10 protein-coding genes are annotated in these 20,093 nt (G+C 65.4%); 1 reads left to right on the plus strand and 9 read right to left on the minus strand.

Annotated features, from left to right (window positions below; all coding sequences use genetic code 11):
• Positions 1-21: 21 nt before the first annotated feature.
• Positions 22-708, minus strand: a complete 687-nt coding sequence (locus EJ074_RS04140; protein ID WP_095808387.1) for a D-lyxose/D-mannose family sugar isomerase — start codon at positions 706-708, stop codon at positions 22-24.
• Positions 709-913: 205 nt separating this feature from the next.
• On the opposite strand from EJ074_RS04140, the gene EJ074_RS04145 reads away from it, so the two are divergent.
• Positions 914-1,972, plus strand: a complete 1,059-nt coding sequence (locus tag EJ074_RS04145) for a D-TA family PLP-dependent enzyme (RefSeq protein WP_095808388.1) — start codon at positions 914-916, stop codon at positions 1,970-1,972.
• A 3-nt stretch (positions 1,973-1,975) separates the two neighbouring features.
• Here EJ074_RS04145 and EJ074_RS04150 read toward each other — a convergent pair whose 3' ends face one another.
• The 8 genes from EJ074_RS04150 to hutI form a co-directional block, all read right to left on the minus strand.
• On the minus strand, positions 1,976-2,734 hold the full coding sequence (locus tag EJ074_RS04150) for a heme ABC transporter permease (protein ID WP_095808389.1): 759 nt from the start codon (positions 2,732-2,734) through the stop codon (positions 1,976-1,978).
• A gap of 232 nt (positions 2,735-2,966) precedes the next feature.
• Entirely contained in the window at positions 2,967-4,736 is a 1,770-nt protein-coding gene (locus EJ074_RS04155) for a glucan ABC transporter ATP-binding protein/ permease (protein ID WP_095808390.1), read from the minus strand.
• A gap of 356 nt (positions 4,737-5,092) precedes the next feature.
• The gene (locus tag EJ074_RS04160; RefSeq protein WP_129552791.1) at positions 5,093-13,675 is read right to left on the minus strand and encodes a glucoamylase family protein; all 8,583 of its coding nucleotides are present in this window, start codon (positions 13,673-13,675) and stop codon (positions 5,093-5,095) included.
• Positions 13,676-13,944: 269 nt separating this feature from the next.
• On the minus strand, positions 13,945-14,526 hold the full coding sequence (locus EJ074_RS04165) for a HutD family protein (protein ID WP_095808392.1): 582 nt from the start codon (positions 14,524-14,526) through the stop codon (positions 13,945-13,947).
• Positions 14,527-14,529: 3 nt separating this feature from the next.
• Complete coding sequence (hutU, locus tag EJ074_RS04170) at positions 14,530-16,200, minus strand: urocanate hydratase (protein WP_095808393.1); 1,671 nt, start codon at positions 16,198-16,200, stop codon at positions 14,530-14,532.
• A gap of 34 nt (positions 16,201-16,234) precedes the next feature.
• Entirely contained in the window at positions 16,235-17,050 is an 816-nt protein-coding gene (gene hutG, locus EJ074_RS04175; RefSeq protein ID WP_095808394.1) for an N-formylglutamate deformylase, read from the minus strand.
• 220 nt (positions 17,051-17,270) lie between these two features.
• Positions 17,271-18,806, minus strand: coding sequence for a histidine ammonia-lyase (hutH, locus tag EJ074_RS04185; protein WP_095808395.1), 1,536 nt, complete (start codon positions 18,804-18,806; stop codon positions 17,271-17,273).
• A complete protein-coding gene (gene hutI / locus EJ074_RS04190) occupies positions 18,803-20,032 on the minus strand; it encodes an imidazolonepropionase (RefSeq protein WP_165350042.1) in 1,230 nt (409 codons plus the stop codon). The genes hutH and hutI overlap by 4 nt, the downstream gene beginning before the upstream one ends.
• Positions 20,033-20,093 lie beyond the last annotated feature (61 nt).

The raw sequence follows: 20,093 nt of genomic DNA on the forward strand, positions 1-20,093 counted from the left end.
GGTGGCCCGGCGAAGCCTCGCCTACCCCACCCACTTCTCATAGTCGGACACCAGCAGATGGACCGGCGCCACGTCCTCGTCGATGTTGGAGAAGCGGCCGATCGGGTCGCGGAACACGTTGTCGGTGAGATCGTCGTTGACGGTCGAGACCTCGCCGATCAGCACGTCCTTGCCCTCGGCCCAGAAGGCGTGCCAGACGCCCGGCAGGAGCGTGACGCTTTGGCCCGGATCGAGCTTCAGGAGCCCGCCGGCCGGCAAGCGGTGGATGGTTCCGTCGACCGGCACCGAGACTTCGGCCTTCGGATCGATGCCGCCGTCGCGGTCATGCATGAACAATTCCAGCACCAGCTTGCCGCCGCCGCGGTTGATGATGTCCTCGGCCTTGATGTTGTGGCGGTGCATCGGCGACAGCTGATCCTTGCGCGAGATCATGATCTTCTCAGCATAGAGCATGCCCATGCCGAGCTTCATGTCCTCGTAGCGACCGTTGCGCACGGTGAACAGGAACAGGCCGAGCTCGTCGAATTTCTCCTGGCCGTAATCGGTGATGTCCCAGCCGAGGCGCGAGGTGAAAATGGCTGAGGAATCCCTCTTGCGCGCCTTCATCTCTTCCGGGCTCCAGTAGGCGAAGGGCGGCATAATGTAGCCGAACGAGCGGATGAAGGCGTCGGCGTCGCGGATGATGTCGTTGATGGTGGAGCGTTTCATGAGTTCTCTTCCTTCGACCGGGCCTGCTGAGATGTCTCCTCCGGCATAGCTGAACGCCCGTCCGCTGTCGACGCAAACCGGCAGCGCTGGCCCGTGACATCGGACGGGAACAGGGCCATAACCTCAACCGTCCTTTGATCTTGCGCATGTCCTGGTCCCGAAATCGGCCCACTTTCGGGAGACGTGCTGTTGAACGGTGATTTTCATGCCAAGCATAGACGACCTCGACACGCCGTCGATCCTGATCGATGCGGCTCGCGCCGAAGCCAACATCACAAAGGCGCAGGCGCATGCCGATCGCCATGGCCTCAAGCTTCGGCCGCATATCAAGACGCACAAGCTGCCGTATTGGGCAAAGAAGCAGGTGGCGGCGGGCGCCGTCGGCATCACCTGCCAGAAGATCGGCGAGGCCGAGGTGATGGCCGATGCCGGGCTGACCGACATTTTTCTGCCCTACAACATTCTCGGCCGCGCCAAGCTGGAGCGGCTGAAGGCGCTGCATGGCCACGTGACGCTGTCGGTGACGGCAGACAGCCATGAGACGCTGCAAGGCCTTGCCGCGACCTTCACCGATGGAGGGCATCCGCTATCCGTGCTGGTCGAGTGCGACACCGGCATGGGCCGCTGCGGCGTGCAGAGCCCCGCTGAAGCGGTGGTGCTGGCTAAGGCAATCAACAGAGCCAAAGGCCTCAGCTTCGGTGGCTTGATGACCTATCCTGCGGCGGGCCGCGCTGCCGAGGCGGAGGCATGGCTGAGGAATACGCGCAACACGCTCGCAGTGGACGGGCTCGAGTGCCGGCGCATCTCGAGCGGCGGCACGCCGGATATGTGGCGCTCGGGCCAGGACAGCGTGGTTACCGAATATCGGCCCGGCACCTACATCTATCTCGACCGCTACCAGGTCGCCAAAGGCGTCGGCACGCTCGACGACTGCGCGCTGAAGGTGCTCGCCACGGTGGTCAGCCATCCGACACCAACCCGCGCCATTCTCGATAGCGGCAGCAAGGCGCTGTCCTCCGATACGCTGGGGCTGCCCGATTTCGGCGAACTGGTCGGCGTGCCCGGAGCCCGCATCACCGCCCTGAGCGAAGAACATGGCAACGTCACGCTTTCGGGCGGGGCCAGGCTTCGCATCGGCGAGCGCGTGCGTGTGGTTCCCGACCATTGCTGCGTGGTAACGAACCTCTTCGACCAGGTGCATCTGGTCGACGGCGACAAGGTGCTGGAGACGCTGCCGGTTGCGGCGCGCGGGCGGATGGGGTGACGTCTACTGGCGCTCGGCCTGCCTGGCGGCAACCCTGCGCATCGCGATCACCCGACGCCGCAAGATCTCGGTGCGGATCGCCATCAGGTGCAGCGCGAAGAACAGCACCGTGAAGCCGAGCGCCATGACGGCCAGCGGCCACAGCATCGACGGATCGATGGTAGGCCCACCGAGCCGGAAGACCGAAGCCGGCTGGTGCAGCGTATTCCACCAGTCGACCGAGAACTTGATGATCGGAATGTTGATGAAGCCGACCAGCGTGATGATGGCGGCTGCCCAGGCGGCGCGGCTGGCGTCATCCAACGCGCGGGTCAGCGCGATGATGCCGAGATACATCAGGAAGAGCACGAAGACCGAGGTCAGCCGCGCGTCCCACACCCACCAGGTGCCCCACATTGGTTTGCCCCAGATGGAGCCGGTGATCAGCGCCAATGCGGTGAAGGTGGCACCGATCGGGGCCGCCGATTTCAGCGCCACATCGGCCAGCGGATGGCGCCAGACCAGCGTGCCCAAGGCCGAGAGCGCCATGATCGAGTAGCACATCATGGCGAGCCAGGCGAAAGGCACGTGGATGTACATGATGCGCACCGTGATGCCCTGCTGGAAATCCTCGGGCGCGGTGAAACTCATGTAGAGACCGACGACGAGCAGGATAGCGGCAATGGAAGCCAGCCACGGGATTACCTTGCCGGCCAGCCCGACAAAACGCGTCGGGTTGGCGAGATCGGCCCAGCCGCTCGGACGTGAGGTGGTTTCGCTCATGCCGACCTAGATAGACCGGCAATGTGCCGGCGGCAATCGGAGGAGTGTCGCAGCCCTTCCCTTCTCCTCTTGTTGTGGGAGAAAGTGGATCGGCGCGCAGCGCCGAGACGGATGAGGGGTGTTGGAAGAAATGAGGCGTGGGCAATTCGTCGAAAATTGCCAAGCTGGAGCACCCCTCATCCGGCCGCTTCGCGACCACCTTCTCCCACAAGGGAGAAGGGGAGCGTTGATCTCACGCCGCTTCGTTGACCGGGCGGCTGAGGCGGCGAACCTCTTCGTCGTTGAGCAGGCCGCCGGCGCGCAGCAGGGCAGCGAAGCGGCCGTTGCGCAGCGACAGCTCGGTGAAGCCGCCGTACTCGACCACCCTGCCCTTATCCATGAAGACGACCAGGTCGGCATCGCGGACCGTGGTCAGGCGGTGCGCAATGATGAAGGTGGTGCGGTCGCGGCGCAGTTCGTCGATGGCTTCCTTGACGCGATCCTCGGTCTCGACGTCAAGCGCGCTGGTTGCCTCGTCGAGCACCAGGATCGGCGCGTCCTTCAGCACTGCGCGTGCAATGGCGATGCGCTGGCGCTCGCCGCCCGAAAGCTGGCCGCCGCGCTCGCCGACGACCGTGTCGTAGCCGTTGCTCTTCGACAGGATGAAGTCCTGCGCGGCGGCGGCGTTGGCGGCGGCGTGGATCTCGTCATAGGTGGCATCGGCGCGGCCGACGCGGATATTGTCCTCGATCGAGCGGTTGAGCAGGCCGGCGTCCTGGAAGACGGTGGCGATCGAATGGCGTAGCGACTTGCGGGTCACCGTGCGGGTGTCGATGCCGTCGATCAGGATGCGGCCGCTGGACGGCGCGAAGACGCGCTGCAGCAGGTTGATGAGCGTCGTCTTGCCGGCGCCGGTCGGACCGACGATGGCAACCGTCTTGCCGGCCGGCACCTCGAACGACACGTTGTCGGCGCCCTGCCCCGAATTGGCGAACTCGAAGCTGACATTCTCGAAACGGACATGACCGGTGACGTTGGTGAGCTCGCGCAGGCCGTCCGGCTCTGCGGCGTCGGCGGCCGAGTCCTCGAGGCGATAAAAATCCTCGAGCTTGGCGCGCGCCTCGGAGATCTGATTGGCGAAAGCCGACATCTGGTCGAGGCGGGCGATCAGCAGCGTGGCAAAGCCGGTGAAGGCGATCACGTCGCCGACGCGAAGCTGGCCATGGGTGACGAGGTATGCGCCGATCAGCAGCACGATCATCATCGAGATGGTCGAGGAGAGCCGATGCAGTGCGTTGGCGATCGCCCACCAGTCGAGCACAGGGTTCTGCGCGTCGAGCAGGTTCTTGACGTAACGCTTCAGCGTCTCGGTCTCATGGCCGATGCGATTGTAGCTCTGCAGCACGGCGACGTTGCTCACGGAATCGGTCACATGGGCAAAGACGGTATGGTAGTGGCGCTCCACCGCCGCCTGGCCGGACTTGGTGCGGCGCATGACGAGCCGGCCGATGCCGAGATAAAGCGCGCCGAGGCCGAGCAGCACCATCGACATGCGGACGTCCATGGAAAGCGCGGTCGGAACGAGCAGCGCAAGCGCAACCGCCGTCGACAGATGCTGGCGCATGAATTCCAGCCACAGGCTGAACAGCGTCTCGACAGCGCGCAGCAGCGTGTGGAGTGAATTGGAGGTGCCGCGCTGGTGATGCCAGGCGAGCGGCATGGTGATCACGCGCTCGAAGGACTGGCACAGCACTTCCGAGCGGCGGGCATGCGCGAAGCGGTCGGCGCCGCGCGCCACCAGCACGAAGGCGACGATGTTGAAGGCGCCGAGGGCAGCCCAAACAGCGAGGGTGGAAAACACCGAACCGTGTTCGGAGATGGCATCGATCACCCGGCCGAACAGGATCGGCTCGAGGATGGCGACCATGGCAAGCGCAACGTTGGCGCCGCAGATCAGCGCAACGCGCTTCTTGTCGGCCGCCAGATAACCCAGTGCTCGCCAGTAGATTTGCAGAAGTGACACTTCAGCTACTCCGCCAAACATTTATTGTGCAGTGCACCATTCCATGACACGTACCGGTTGGCGCGTCGCAAAACAATGCCCGTCTATCCCTTCCGTTCCCATTTAGCGAACAAAAGATGACGACGGTGCGAAATCTGGCGTGATCACCTAACGGTTTGAGATAAAAGGTGAAATGTCAGCCTTGCGGCGAAATAATGGCAGGTGCCCGGCGCTGCCACATTTTTAGTCAGCCGGGACTGCGTTAGCGCCCCCTAATGAACGATGGCGATCGTCGGCGCGAGTCATCGCCCAAGTAAACGCTCGTTTTCAGCCGCCTATTGCAACGAACACGCGGCTCATGAGCCAAGGCTTTGAATTCACGCGGGGATCTTGACGACAACTTCCGTCACCTCGCCGGCCGTCGGCTCGAAAGACGCCGTCTTTGTCTTCGAACCATTGACTTCCAGCGAGATCGACTTGGTCTTTTTGTCGCGGATCACGCGCACCCTGGCCTCGCCGTCGAACATCTTCAGCGTGGCGGCATAGCCGTCCCAGTGGCTGGGCAGCTTCGGTCTAAACGTGATCTGCTTGCCGCGCCGCTCGATGCCGAGGATGCCTTCTACGGCGGCGCGGTAGAGCCAGCCGGCAGAACCCGTGTACCAGGTCCAGCCGCCGCGGCCGCCCTTGCCTTCGCCGGCGTAGATGTCGGCCGCCACGACATAGGGTTCGACGCGGTAGTGTTCGGCAGCCTTCTCGTCCGAAGCGTGGTTGACCGGGTTCAGCATCGAGAAGCAGCGATAGGCTTCGTCCGTGAGGCCCATCTCGGCCAGTGCGATCACGAACCAGGTGGCGGCGTGGGTGTACTGGCCGCCATTCTCGCGAACGCCCGGCGGATAGCTCTTGATGTAGCCGGGATCCTTCTCGCTCCTGGAGAAGGGCGGCGTGAACAGCTTGACGATCTTGTGATCGTCATCGACGAGCATCCTGGTCGCCTGCTGCATGGCGGTGGTCGAGCGCGCCGGGTCGCCTTCGCCCGAGAGAACGCTCCACGACTGGGCGATGGAGTCGATCTTGCACTCATCCGAGTTGTGAGAGCCGAGCGGCGTGCCGTCATCGAAGCTGCCGCGCCGGTACCACTGCCCGTCCCAGGCCGTGCTTTCCAGCGCCCGCTTCAGCGCGTCGGCGTGCTTGCTCCATGCATTGGCGCGCTTGGTGTCGCCCTGTCCCTTGGCGACGGGGGCGAAGTCGCCCAGCGTCTTCAACAGGAACCAGCCCAGCCACACGCTCTCGCCCTTGCCGCCCTCGCCGACGCGGTTCATGCCGTCGTTCCAGTCGCCGCCGAGGATCAGCGGCAGCCCGGCCGGGCTGCTGCGCTTGATCGCCAGATCGAGCGCCCGCGCACAGTGGTCGTAGAGCGAGGCGGTGGTCTTGGTGATCTCGGGTGTGAAGAAGGCATCGTGCTCGCCCTCGCCGAGCTGCTGCCCGTCAATGAAGGGCAATTGTTCCTTCAGGATCGCCGCGTCGCCTGTCACCTCGATGTAGCGGGCGGTAGCATGCGCCAGCCACACCACGTCATCCGAGATCATGGTGCGCACGCCGGCATCGGTGCGCGGCAGCCACCAGTGCTGGACATCGCCCTCCGGGAACTGCCGGCGCGCGGCGTTGAGGATCTGGTCGCGCGCCAGCCTCGGGTCATGCGCGAGCAAAGCCAGCGTGTCCTGCAGCTGGTCGCGGAAGCCAAAGGCGCCGCTCGCCTGGTAGAAGGCCGAGCGCGCGCGGATCCGGCAGGCCAGGCTCTGGTAAGGCAGCCAGTGATTGACCATGGCGTTGAGCGCCTTGTCGGGCGTCTCGACTTGAATGGTGTCGAGGAAGCCGCGCCACACGCGCTCATTGTCGGCCAGCCGCTGGTCGAAGTCCTTGCTCCGGTGGGTCTGCACCAGCGCGCTCGCCTCCGCGGGCGTCGCCGCGTCGCCGAGCAGCCAGAACAAGGTCACGTCGCCGCCGGCCGGGATGTCGATATCGCTGGCAATCGCGGCGCATGGGTCATCGCCGGCCTCGACGCGGCCGGAAAGACCCGAGCCCCCCAGCACGGCCTGCGGATACTCGCTTGTGCCGTGCCTGCCGATGAACTCGCCGCGATCGGCGGTCACCGAATGCACCGGCGCCGTGGCGGCGAGGAACGCCACCCTCTCGCCGAAATCGAGCCCATAGGGGTTCTGCGCCAGCATTGCGCCGGTCGCGGCATCGCGCGAGGGCACGATGGTCGCAGCCGTGCGCGAGCGATGGCCGCCGAGCACCCATTCGGCATAGGCATAGACACGCAGCCTTGCCGGCACCGAACCGGCATTCTGGATACGCAGCCGCGTGATCTTGACGGGGTCGGTCGGATCGACCACCTGCGTCAGGTCCATCGACAACGACCCGCGCTTCGAGCGGAAGGTCGAGAAGCCCTGGCCGTGCCAGGTCTCGTAGGTCATCGAGGCGTCGCGGACCACGGCGGCCATCGGCGAGAACGCCTTGCCGCTCACGTGATCGAAGATATAGATGCCTTCGCCCGGCCGGTTCGACACCGGGTCATTCGACCACGGCGTCAGCTGATAGTCGCGGCTGTTGCGGCTCCAGGTGAAGCCGGCGCCCTCGGCCGAGATATGGAAGCCGAACGAGGCGTTGGAGATGACGTTGATCCAGGGCTGCGGCGTGGTGCGGCGCCCGGTCAGGCGCGTCACATAGTGGCGTCCGTCACCGTCGAAGCCGCCAAAGCCGTTCCACAGGCCGAGGCCGCTGCCGTCGGCGGCGATGTCGGCCGCTCCCTGGCTCGCGGGCACCGGCAGGGGCAACGGCTGGGACGGCGCGCGGGGCGCGCCGCCTTCCGCCTGCTGCAAGGCGTCGCGAGCCTGCAATGCGGCGGTTTCGGCGCGTTCGAGCTGATCGAAGATGGTCCCGTTGCGCGTGTGCAGCACGACGCGCGCGACCGAGAGCAGAGTCTTGTAGGTCGCCTCGTCCATCAGGTCGCGGCGCACGGCGAAGATATGCTGGCGCGGTCCGAGCTCGCGGCCACGCAGGCGGCTGTTCTCGCACAGCGTCTCGACCGCGCGCTGCAGGTCCTGGACATAGGATGAGGCCTGCTCGTTGACGACGACGAAGTCGATCATCATGCCGCGGGCGCGCATGTATTCCTGGAACCGCAGCGCCTGGGCCACGATCTCGAGGTCGGCGACGTCGCCGATGCGAACCAGGAAGATGGGGAAATCGCCGGAGATGCTGGTCGGCCACAGGCTCGACTGCCGGCCGAGACCGGAGGCGATGGAGTCCGCCGGCAAGCGCAGGAACGGATCCGGATAGATCAGGTAGCGCGCCAGCTTCTGCACATTGGCGGCATCGGTCAGGCTGAGGCCGAGATGACGCGTCTGCACCTGGCTGCGGGTCCAGGCAAGCATCGCCTGGCGGGCGAAGCTCTCCTGATGATCGAGCCGGGCGATCGCCTCGTCGAGTTCGCCGCGGTTGGCTCCCACGATGGTCCAGAACGTCAGCGAGATCTTCTTGTTGGCGGGCACCCGGACCTGGCGGCGGAGCGCCGCCACGGGATCGAGCGTGAAGCCCTGATGGCCGGAAAGCCTGGCGCCGGGATCGAAGGCGGCGGCATCGGCAATGGTGCGGCCGCGGCCAATGAAGGCGCGCCGGTCGGTTTCGGCCTCAGCGTCGCGCGAGGGACCCGATGGATCGGTGACGAAATGCACCATGGTCAGGTCCGGCTCGTTCTTGTCGCGCTTGCGCCTGGTGGCGAAGATCGCGCCATTGTTGCCCGTGATCTCAGTCTCGACGAACATCTTGGAGAATGCCGGATGGGCATTGTCGGAAGCTTCGTTGCCCAGCACCAGCTCGGCGAAAGAGGTCACCTCGATATGCCGGTCGGTCGCGCCATCATTGTAGAGCGTGATGCGGCGGCCTTCGCCATTGCCTTCGGAAATCACGATGCATTCGACTTCCGAGCGCAGCGATCCGACCGACTTGACGAAGCTCGCCTTGTCGTCGGCGAACAGGGTCTGGACGCGCTCGCTATCCGCGCGCTTCGGCTCGGCGGTCGCCGACCACCAGTCGCCGGTCGCTGCGTCGCGCAGGAAGATATAGGAGCCGAGCCGGTCCTCGCTCGGATCCGGCTGCCAGCGGGTGACGGCAAGCTCGCCGAAGCGGCTGTAGCCCGACCCGGTGGCGGTGACCATGACCGAGTAGCGGCCGTTGGACATGACGCTGGTTGCGCGCAGGGCCTTGATCGGATCGAGGATGATGCGGCTGTCCGGGCTTTCGGTCTCGGTCTCGTCCTTGGCGCGCTCGTCCGCTTCGGTCCGGACCGTGGCCGTCGGGATGTCGCGCGGCGCCTTTTCCTGCAGGAGAAGTTCCGCCGACTCGATGACCGGATCGCTGTGGAAGCGGTCGCGCAGCCGGCCCTCGAAGATGGCATCCGCCACGGCAGCGATCGACATGCCGGAATGGTGGGCCATGTAGTTGTGGACGACGGCATGATCGCCGCCTTCCGGCACGCGCTGCGGCGTGAAGTCGACCGCGTCGTAGTAGCCGTGCCGGCCCATCGCGCCGATCGAGCGCAGCCGCATCAGGTTCTGCACCGCCTCGCGAGGGCTGAACTGGGCCGCCAGGATGGTCGCGTAAGGCGCGATCACCGTGTTCTGGCCGAGACCGCGCTTCAGCCCGAGGCCAGGCACGCCGAAGTTCGTGTATTGATAGGTCAGTTCCCGGTCGCGGGCATTGTAGGCGGCTTCCGATATGCCCCACGGCACGTTCTTGGAGCGCGCGTACTGGATCTGGCGCCGGATGATGAGCTTGCTGGTCTGGTTGAGGATCGAGCCATGCGGCTCCTTCATCACCAGCGGCGGCATCAGGTACTCGAACATCGAGCCCGACCACGACATCAGCGCGCCCTGGAAGCCGATCTCGACGATCGGCCGGCCGAGCCGGAACCAGTGCTCCGTCGGCAGGTCGCCCTTGGCGATGGCGAACAGGCTGGTCAGCCGCGCCTCGGAAGCGAGCAAGTCGTAGCAGCTCTCGTCGAGCTGGTGCTCCTCGACCCGGTAGCCGATCGACAGGAGCTTGCGCTCCTGCCGCATCAGGAAGGAGAAATCCATTTCGAAGGCGTAGCGGCGGCAGCGCTCGCGCAGCGCAAGCAGCTTGGCGCGCAGGGCGCCGACGGCACTTTCGTCATTGTGCGAATCGTGGACATGCGCCTCGCAGGTCGCCTCCAGCCTTGCCGCCCAGTCGGCGATGATGTCGCTCTTCGGCGACGCCGCCTCGACATGGATGGCGGTGGCGAGCTTGCGGATCTCGCCGGCGAGCACGGCCAGATTGATGGTGCGGATCGACGCCATCTCGGGCTGCGCCTTGATGGTCATCACCGCGCGGCGCATGCCGTCGAGGCGATCGGCGAGACGCTGGCGCAGCGGCCGCAGCTGCCGGCGGTCGTCGGGCAGATCTTCCAGGCTCTCGTCGAGAATGGTGACGGTGTCGAGGATGCCCTCGAAATCGCCCTGCAGGTGGACGGAAGGCGCTTCCGCCCATTCGGCGCAGGCTGCGGCCACCGCGACCAGATGGCCGGCGAGATTGCCGCTGTCCACCGCCGAAATGTAGAGCGGATAGAGCGGCTTCAGCGTCGTCGTATCGTACCAGTTGTAGAGATGCCCGCGGTCGCGCGGCATGTTCTCGATCGTCGTCATCGTGGCGTCGATGCGGGTGATGGCGTCGGACAGGCTGATCCAGCCGAAGTCGCGCGCCGATACGACCGACAACAGGTAGACGCCGATATTGGTCGGCGATGTGCGCGGCGCCACCACCGGCGCCGGGCTTTCCTGGAAATTGTCCGGCGGCAGGTGATGGTGCTCGGCCGTCACGAAGGTCTCGAAATAGTGCCAGGTCCGGCGTGCCACGGTGCGAAGCGTGTGGACATCGGCAGCCGAAATGCGCAGCCGGTCCTCGGTCTCTGCCGAGCGGCTGATCCAGCAGGCCACTGCCGGCGAGCCGATCCAGAAGATGGCAAAGAAGAAGGCGACGAAGGCGCCGGTCGAGTCGGCCAGAACCGGAACGGCGAGGCCGACGACGCCGATGATCACCGCGCCGTACATCATGCTGTAATAGGCGCCGATGTCGCTGCCGCCGCTCTTGTGCGCCTGCGAGGCGGTGCGCCACTCCAGAAGGTTGTGGCGGCTGACGAAGAGCCGGTAGAGGGTGCGGACAATGGCGTCGCCCATCATCCAGGCGAAATGCGCCATGAGCAGCACCTTCAGGGCCACCAAGGCGGTTCCGAACACCGTGTCCCTTGCCAGCGCCGAGAAATGGCCGCGAGGGGTCTGGTCGCCGCTCTTCGGCAGGATGCCGTTGACGATGTCGAAGGTGGGCGCCATGAACAGGCTGAGGATCAGCAGCGCCTGCCACTGCGCCGCTTGCGTGAAGGGCAGCAGGGTCCAGCCGGCGATACAGGCCATGACCCAGAAGATCGGAGTCAGCGAACGGCGCAGATTGTCCACCATCTTCCACCGCGACAGCGCCGGCACGCCGGAACGCGGGTCGAAGATGAAGCCGAGCAACTGCCAGTCGCCGCGCGCCCAGCGATGATGGCGCGAGGCGTCGACCGAATAGCGGGTCGGATAGTCCTCGACCAGCTCGACATCGGTGACCAGGGCGGCGCGCGCCATGGCGCCTTCCAGCAGGTCGTGGCTGAGGATGGTGTTTTCCTCGATGCGGTCCTTCAGCGCCGCCTCGAAGGCGTCGACATGGTAGAGGCCCTTGCCGGTGAAGGAGCCGTCGCCGAAGACGTCTTGATAGACGTCGGACACGGCGAAGACGTAAGGGTCGAGGCCGCGATTGGCCGAGAACACGCGCTGGAAGAACGAAGCGTCGTCGCCGCTGGTGAGCGAGGCGGTGATGCGCGGCTGCAGGATGGTGTAGCCGGCGCTGACGACGCGCTTTGCCGGATCGAAACGCGGGCGGTTGAGCGGATGGGCAAGCTTGCCGACCAGGGTCGAGACCGCGTCGCGCGTCGTGCGCGTGTCGGCATCGAGCGTCATCACATAGACGACCTTTTCCGGCAGCGCGACGTCGAGCGGCAGGAAGGTGGTGTCGCTGTCGCCGCGCAGCAAAAGGTTCAGCTCGTGCAGCTTGCCGCGCTTGCGCTCCCAGCCCATCCAGCAGCCCTGCGCCTGGTTGTAGAGCCGGCGGCGATGCAGGAGATAGAAGCGCGGCGCGCCCGCGGAGGGGTAGCGGGCATTCAGCCTGGCGATTTCGTCGCGCGCATATTGCAGGATCTCGATATCGGCTGCGTCGATCTCGGCCTTGGAATCGGGCCAATCGGACAGCAGCGCGAAATGGATTTCTTCCGCCGTGTTGGCGAGGTGATGCACCTCGATGTTGCGGATGTTCTCCTCGACGTCGTCGCGCGAGCCGATCAGGGAAGGCACCACGACCAGCGTGCGCGCCTCTGCCGGTATGCCGTGCTTGTAGTCGTAGCCGACGAGCCGGGTCGGCCTCAGGAAAAGCGCGACGACCGTGTTGAAGAAGGCGAGCGCGCCTTCGCTCGCCGGCACCGCGAACAGCGCCAGCATCAGCGTGATCGATCCCGCCGAAAGGCCGAGATGGGCGAGCGCGTTGCCGGAAAGCACCAGCAACAACACCGTCAGCAGGAAGACGGGCACGACGATGCCGAGCCAGCCGGTTGCGGTGAAGGCCCGCTTGAAGGTCACATAGAAGGGAGCCCGGTAGCCGATCGCCTTCTCCAGCTCCTGCCGGCGCGGGCCGACAAGGAAGAAGCCGACATCGGTATGCGCGGCTGGTTCGGCGACCGCATCCGGCACGCCGGATGCATCGGTGACGCCCGGGGCATGACCGGCGAGCTCGATCGCCTTCTCGGCGACGCGGAATTCGGAAAGCTGCGAGCGGCGCGCCAGCTGCTCGATGGCGGTGCGGTACTGGTCGCGCGAGAAGAAGTCGAGCGCGGCGAAGTCGGTCCTCTCACGCAGCAGCGTATCGATGCGGCTGACGTCCTCGAACCAGACCGTCCAGTCGACGTCGTTGATGAGGCGCAGGCCGCGGATGATGTTGCCGGTGGTGACGTTGCCGCTGGACAGCGTCTGATGCTCGCCGATGATGATTTCCTCGGCGTCGGAGCCGGTCTTCTCGAGCTCGCCTTCCAGCCATTCCAGCGCCCGGCCGGCATTCTGCGAGCCGTCACGCAGACGGTAGAGCAGCTGGGTGGCGAAAGTGGTGTCCTGCGCATGCGCGGCGTAGTGCGACAGGATCCTGGTTCGATCGGCGTTGTCGTCGGTCGCCAGCACCCGGTCGGCGACCTCGTTGGCGATCTGGCGCATCTGCCTGGTGCGGCTGACGCGCACCGCGATCCGGCGGAGATTTTCGATCAAGACGAAGCGCAGCAGCGAGGGCAGCGCCCAGAGCTCGCCGATCTTCAGCGGCTCGACCGACTGGAAACCTTCGACGATCGCCTTGAACATGGTCGCCGAGACCGAGCTGTCGGAATGCTCGACATAGCTCCAGGCGACGGCAAAAGCGCGCGGCATGACGGTGCCGTCGGCAAGCTTCAGGGTCGGCAGCTGCCGATAGAATCGGCGCGGCAGGTCGCGCTTGACCTGAAAGATGGTCTCCTCGACCAGGTAATTGTTGTCCAGCAGCCATTGCGCCGCCGGCGTGATCGTCTCGCCCTTGGCTTGGGCGGCATTGGTCGAGCGATAGACCTCGAGGATTTTTCTGGCGCTGTCGCGGATGCGGGCCTGGAACTCGAACGGCGCCAGACCGAACAGGTCCTTGACGTCTCCCCTGGCGAGCCCGACACCCACTTCACGCAGGCGGTCCTCGGGCAGGAAATTGGAGCGGATCGGCGCTTCCGTAATGGCCGGAAAGGTCGCGCTCGTAGCTTCGATCTTGGTGGGATTCGTCTGAATATTCATTCAAAATTCCGTACGGTGGGCGCAATGCGGCTTCACCGCCACGGCAATGCACCTAAAACCGGCTCGATTGCAATTGGTTGCATGACAAGTTCGGCCGAAAGTTTGCGTTGCGCAGCGCACCAGGAGCGTCCTTTAGACAAGCTCTGGACGAGCGCCCCTCGCACCCCATCCCCAGGTTCGATGAGGGAAAGGATTCAGGCTTTTTCGTGATACATGCAAGTGGGCCGGCGATATTTCGCCGACACCTCGATCATGTTTGGCAACAGCCGTTAACGGTAGGTGCCGAAGAGCCGGATGACGAACAGCATCCCTTGGCCTTCCGGCTCCAGGCGCAGTTTCGGAGCGTTCCGATCGACGATCAAGGTGTCGAGCGGAGCCAGTGTTGCTGCGGTGTTTGTGAAAACTTTGACGCCGCCACCGCTGGCAAGGACGAGCGTCACCTCGCCTGCCGGCTCGATTTCGGTAGCGCCCGCAAGCGACAGCCGCTCGACCGCATGGTTCATCCGGCTCCGGCGGGTCATGATGTTGAGATCAGTGATCGGGCCCGAAATCAGTGCAGCGCTCGTCGGCACGTCGCCAGGAAACGAAAGCGGCGCGGACGCCCCTGTCAAACGCTGTGGCGGACGGCCGGCGATATCGAGAACGATGCCCTCGCCTTCCAGCACCGACAGCGTGCGGTCAATGCCGGAAAAGCTGGAGAATGGTCCGCCGGTTTCGACGCGGGCCATCGAAATGCGCCAGTCGAAATCGTCGAGGCCGGCGCCATCGGGCGAAACGGCGATCTCGGTCGTCGTGCCGCCGCCGTTCTTCCACGGCATGACCCGGTATTCGGCGGCACGAAGAATGCGCATGGCTCAGCTCAATATGCCCGGGAGGTTGAGCTGGTGCTCCTTCGCGCACTGGACGGCGATGTCGTAACCGGCATCGGCGTGGCGCATCACGCCGGTCGCCGGATCGTTCCACAGCACGCGCTCCAGGCGCTTGCCCGCTTCCGGTGTGCCGTCGGCAACAATGACCATGCCGGCATGCTGCGAGAAACCCATGCCGACGCCGCCGCCGTGATGCAGCGACACCCAGGTGGCGCCGGAGGCGGTGTTGAGCAGCGCGTTGAGCAGCGGCCAGTCGGAAACGGCGTCGGAGCCGTCCTTCATCGCCTCGGTCTCGCGATTCGGCGAGGCGACCGAGCCGGAATCGAGATGGTCTCGGCCGATGACGACCGGCGCTTTGAGCTCGCCCTTGGCGACCATCTCGTTGAAGGCGAGCCCCAGCCTGTGCCGGTCGCCGAGACCGACCCAGCAGATGCGCGCCGGCAGCCCCTGGAACGAGATCCGCTTGCGCGCCATGTCGAGCCAGTTGTGCAGATGGGTGTTGCCGGGGGTGAGCTCGCGCACCTTGGCGTCGGTCTTGTAGATGTCCTCCGGATCGCCGGAGAGTGCTGCCCAGCGGAACGGACCGACCCCGCGGCAGAACAGCGGACGGATATAGGCCGGCACGAAGCCAGGGAAGGCAAAGGCGTTCTCGAAGCCTTCTTCCTTGGCGACCTGGCGGATGTTGTTGCCATAGTCGAGCGTCGGCACGCCGGCGTTCCAGAACGCCACCATCGCCTCGACATGCTCGCGCATCGACGCGCGCGCCGCCTTCTCCACGGCCTTTGGATCGGAGACGCGCCTTTCGCGCCATTCGGCCATGGTCCAGCCCTTCGGCAGGTAGCCGTTGATGGGGTCGTGCGCCGAGGTCTGGTCGGTGACGATGTCGGGGCGGATGCCGCGCCTGAACATTTCCGGCACGATCTCGGCCGTATTGCCGAGCAGGCCGACTGATTTCGCCTTCCCGGCCTTGGTCCATCGCTCGATCATGGCCATCGCCTCGTCGAGCGTCTCGGCCTTCTCGTCGAGATAGCGAGTGCGCAGGCGGAAATCGATCGAATCCGGATTGCATTCGATGGCGAGGCAGCAGGCGCCGGCCATCACCGCTGCCAGAGGCTGGGCGCCCCCCATGCCGCCGAGACCGCCGGTCAGGATCCACTTACCCTTCAGGTTGCCGCCATAATGCTGGCGGCCGGCTTCGACGAAGGTCTCGTAGGTGCCCTGCACGATGCCTTGCGTGCCGATGTAGATCCAGGAGCCGGCCGTCATCTGGCCGTACATCATCAGGCCCTTCTTATCGAGCTCGTTGAACTTCTCCCAGTTCGCCCAGTGCGGAACGATGTTGGAGTTGGCGATGAGCACGCGCGGCGCGTCCTTGTGCGTGCGGAAGACGCCAACCGGCTTGCCGGACTGCACCAGCAGCGTCTCGTCCTCGCCAAGTGTCTTCAGCGAGGCGGCGATGCGGTCGAAATCGTTCCAGGTGCGCGCCGCCCGGCCGATGCCGCCATAGACGACGAGCTCGTTCGGGTTCTCGGCGACGTCCGGGTCGAGATTGTTCATCAGCATGCGCAGCGGCGCTTCCGTCGTCCAGTAGCGGGCATTGAGCTTGTCGCCACGGGGGCTGCGTACTTCGCGGATGTTGTGGCGGGGATCGGTCATGTGGTCGCTTCCCTTTCGATGCGATGCGGGCGCGTCAGCGCGCAGCCCAGGCAATGGCGGTTTCGAGAATGGTCTTCAGCGTGGCGCGGATCGGCGCGGCGTAGGTCGGGTCGTAAGGCACGGGCCAGTTTGCCGGCGTGCCCTTCTCGGCGGGTTCGCGCATGTAGCCGCGGTTGGAGAGCTCCATCTGCAGCGCATGGACTCCGCTCTGCGGCCGCCCGAAATGGCGGGTGATCCAGCCGCCTTTGAAGCGGCCGTTCACCACCCAGCTTTCGCCGGTTGCGGCGAGAATGGCGGCGACCTTCTCCTGCAGCGAAGGATCGGTGCTCTTGCCGTCATTGGTGCCGAGGTTGAAGACCGGCAGCGTGCCCTCGAACAGGCGCGGCAGCACCGAGCGAATAGAATGGCAGTCATAGAGCACAATGTTCTCGTGCATGCCGCGCAGCCGGTCGATCTCGTCCTGCAGGGCGGCGTGATACGGGGCGAAATAGGTCTCGCGGCGCCGGTCGATCTCGGACGGCGTCGGCTCCTCTCCGATGCGGTAGAGCGGATCGCCGTCAAATGTGTCGGTGGGGCACAGGGTGGTCGTCGCCTGGCCAGGATAGAGCGAAACACCGGAAGGGTCGCGATTGACGTCGATGACGGTACGCGAGATGGCGGTGTGAACGACGGTGGCGCCGAGGTCGGTGGCAAAATCATAGAGCTTGTCGATCCACCAGTCGCAGTCGCGGCGGCCGAGCCAGGTCGAGACCAGCCGGCTGTCGAGGCCGGCAAGATCAATGCCGGTGTGCGGGATCGAGACCAGCAGCGGCGCCGTACCGCGTGTGACGGTGAGCCAGGGCGTGGTCATTGGAGAACTCCATGCGCCGGCGTTCTACGGCGCCCCCCTCTGTCCTGCCGGACATCTCCCCCACTTGGGGGGAGATTGGCGGCTGCAGCGCATCGCTCGATCCTGCGCCGCTGGAGATTGGCGAAAGCCGACGCGACGGCTGATCTCCCCCCTTGTGGGGGAGATGTCCGGCAGGACAGAGGGGGGCGCGAAGGAACGCGACCTATCAGAGCGTTCAATCTCACGACGCAATCCCCGGCAGCGCGACCACACCGGCCGCATTCACCGCGGCGCCGCTGCGCACCAGGGCGATCGCCTTTTCCATGTCGGGGTGGAAATGCCGGTCGTTGTCGAGATGCGGCACCTCGGCCCGGACCAGCCTGCGCACGGCTTCCAACGCCTCGCTCGATGCCAGCGGGGCGTGGAAATCGCAGCCCTGCGCGGCCGCCAGCAATTCGATGCCGATGACGGCGGTGGCATTCTCGATCATGCCGAGCAGCCGCCGCGCGCCGTGGGCGGCCATGGAGACGTGATCTTCCTGGTTGGCCGAGGTCGGGATCGAATCGACGCTCGCCGGGTAGGCCTTCTGCTTGTTTTCCGAAACCAGCGCCGCCGCCGTCACTTGCGGGATCATGAAGCCGGAATTCAGGCCCGGCTTCGGCGTAAGGAAAGCCGGCATACCGGAGAGCGCCGGATCGACCAGCATGGCGATGCGCCGCTCCGACAGGGAGCCGATCTCGCAGACGGCAAGCGCGATCATGTCGGCGGCGAAGGCCACCGGCTCGGCGTGGAAATTGCCGCCCGAAAGCGCGGTGTCGTCCTCGGCGAAGATCAGCGGATTGTCGGTGACGCCGTTCGCCTCAGTCTCCAGCGTGTCAGCCGACTTGCGCAGCACGTCGAGGGCGGCGCCCATCACCTGCGGCTGGCAGCGCAGGCAGTAGGGATCCTGCACGCGCTCGTCGCCGAGGCGGTGCGATTCACGGATGGCGCTGCCGGCCATCAAATTACGAAGCGCCTCCGCCGACTCGATCTGGCCGCGATGCTTGCGCAGCAAATGGATGCGTGGATCGAAGGGGGCATCGGAGCCGCGCGCGGCATCGGTCGACAGCGCACCGGCAACCAGCGCCGACTGATAGAGCGTCTCGGCCTCGAACAGGCCGGCAAGTGCGAAAGCGGTCGAGAACTGCGTACCGTTGAGCAACGCCAGGCCTTCCTTGGCACCGAGCGTCACCGGCTCAAGTCCGTGCGAGACGAAAGCGACCTTGGCCGGAAAGCGGCCGTGCGGGGTAAAACATTCACCGACACCGATCATGACGGCAGTCATGTGAGCAAGCGGCGCGAGGTCGCCCGAAGCACCGACCGAGCCCTGCGCCGGCACCACCGGGATGACGTCGTTGGCGAGCATACCTTGAAGCAGGTCGATGGTCTCGGCGCGAACACCGGAAGCACCCTGGGCGAGGCTGGCAAGCTTCAGCGCCATCATCAGCCGCACCACCGCGGCAGGCATCGGCTCGCCGACGCCGGCGGCGTGTGAGAGCACGATGTTGCGCTGAAGCGTTTCGAGATCGTTTGCCGGTATGCGGACGCTGGCCAGCTTGCCGAAACCGGTGTTGATGCCGTAGACCGGCTCACCCTTGGCGACGATGCGGCCGACCGCTTCGGCGCTGGCCTTGATCTTCGGCCGGCAGGCGGCGTGAAGTTTCGGCACGGCGCCGCGATAGATGGCGCGCCAATCGCCAAGTGTGGCGCTGCCGGGCTTCAGGATCAGTTCGGTCATTGTCCTCTCCAGATGCGGGCATGGAGCGGGTTGAAGCCCATGCGGTAGACGAGCTCGGCCGGGCGCTCGATGTTCCAGATGGCGAGATCGGCCGACTTGCCGGCTTCCAGCGTGCCGGTCTCGTCGAGCAGCCCCAGCGCCCGCGCGGCCTCGCGGGTGACGCCGCCAAGGCATTCCTCGACGGTCAGGCCGAAGAGCGTCGCGGCCATGTTCATGGTGAGCAGCAACGACGTGAGCGGCGAGGTGCCGGGATTGCTGTCGGTGGCGACCGCCATCTTTACGCCATGCCGGCGGAAAAGGTCGATCGGCGGCTTTTTCGTCTCGCGGATGAAGTAATAGGCGCCGGGCAGGATGGTCGCCACGGTGCCAGCCTTGGCCATCGCCGCAGCGCCCGCCTCGTCGGTGTATTCGAGATGGTCGGCCGAAAGTGCGCCGTAGCGCGCGGCTAGCGCTGCCCCATGCAGATTGGAGAGTTGGTCGGCATGGAGCTTTACCGGCAGCCCGAGTGCCTTCGTCTTGTCGAAGACGCGCGAAATCTGCTCCGGCGAGAAGGCGATACCCTCGCAGAATCCGTCGACGGCATCGGCAAGCTTTTCGGCGGCGACCGCGGGGAGGATCGTGGCGGCAACCAGATCGATGAAAGCGTCCTTGTCGCCATTGGCTTCCGGCGGCAGCGCGTGCGCGGCGAGACAGGTCGTGCGGATTGTCACCTTCCGCTCGCTCTCCAGCCGACGGGCGGCGCGCAGCGACTTCTTCTCATTATCGAGATCGAGGCCGTAGCCGGACTTGATCTCCACACTCGTGACCCCTTCGGCCAGCAGCGCGTCGAGGCGCGGCAGCGTCTCGGCGACGAGCGCGTCTTCGCCGGCTGCACGTAGCGATTTGACGGAGGAGACGATGCCGCCCCCGGCGCGGGCGACTTCTTCATAAGTGGCCCCGGACAGCCTCATCTCGAATTCGTTGGCGCGGTTGCCGGCATAGACAAGGTGCGTGTGGCAGTCGATCAGACCGGGCGTGATCCAGCGGCCTTGGCAATCGATGGTCTCGGCACCCTGCCCGAATGAGCCCGGCATGTCGGCTTCCGCGCCGGCATAGACAATAAGCCCATCGCGCGCGGCAATAGCACCCCTTTCGACAATGCCCAGGCCGGCAGCACCCTCTGCCATCGTGGCCAGGCGCGCATTGCGCCAGAGACGAAAGCCGCTCTTCCCGTTATCTCCACCCATCATCTTTTCCATTTGAAAGGATGGCAATTATGTATATACATATTGAAGCGCGACGCAAGTG

The organism is Mesorhizobium sp. M3A.F.Ca.ET.080.04.2.1, from assembly GCF_003952525.1.
In the GTDB taxonomy this organism is placed as follows: domain Bacteria; phylum Pseudomonadota; class Alphaproteobacteria; order Rhizobiales; family Rhizobiaceae; genus Mesorhizobium.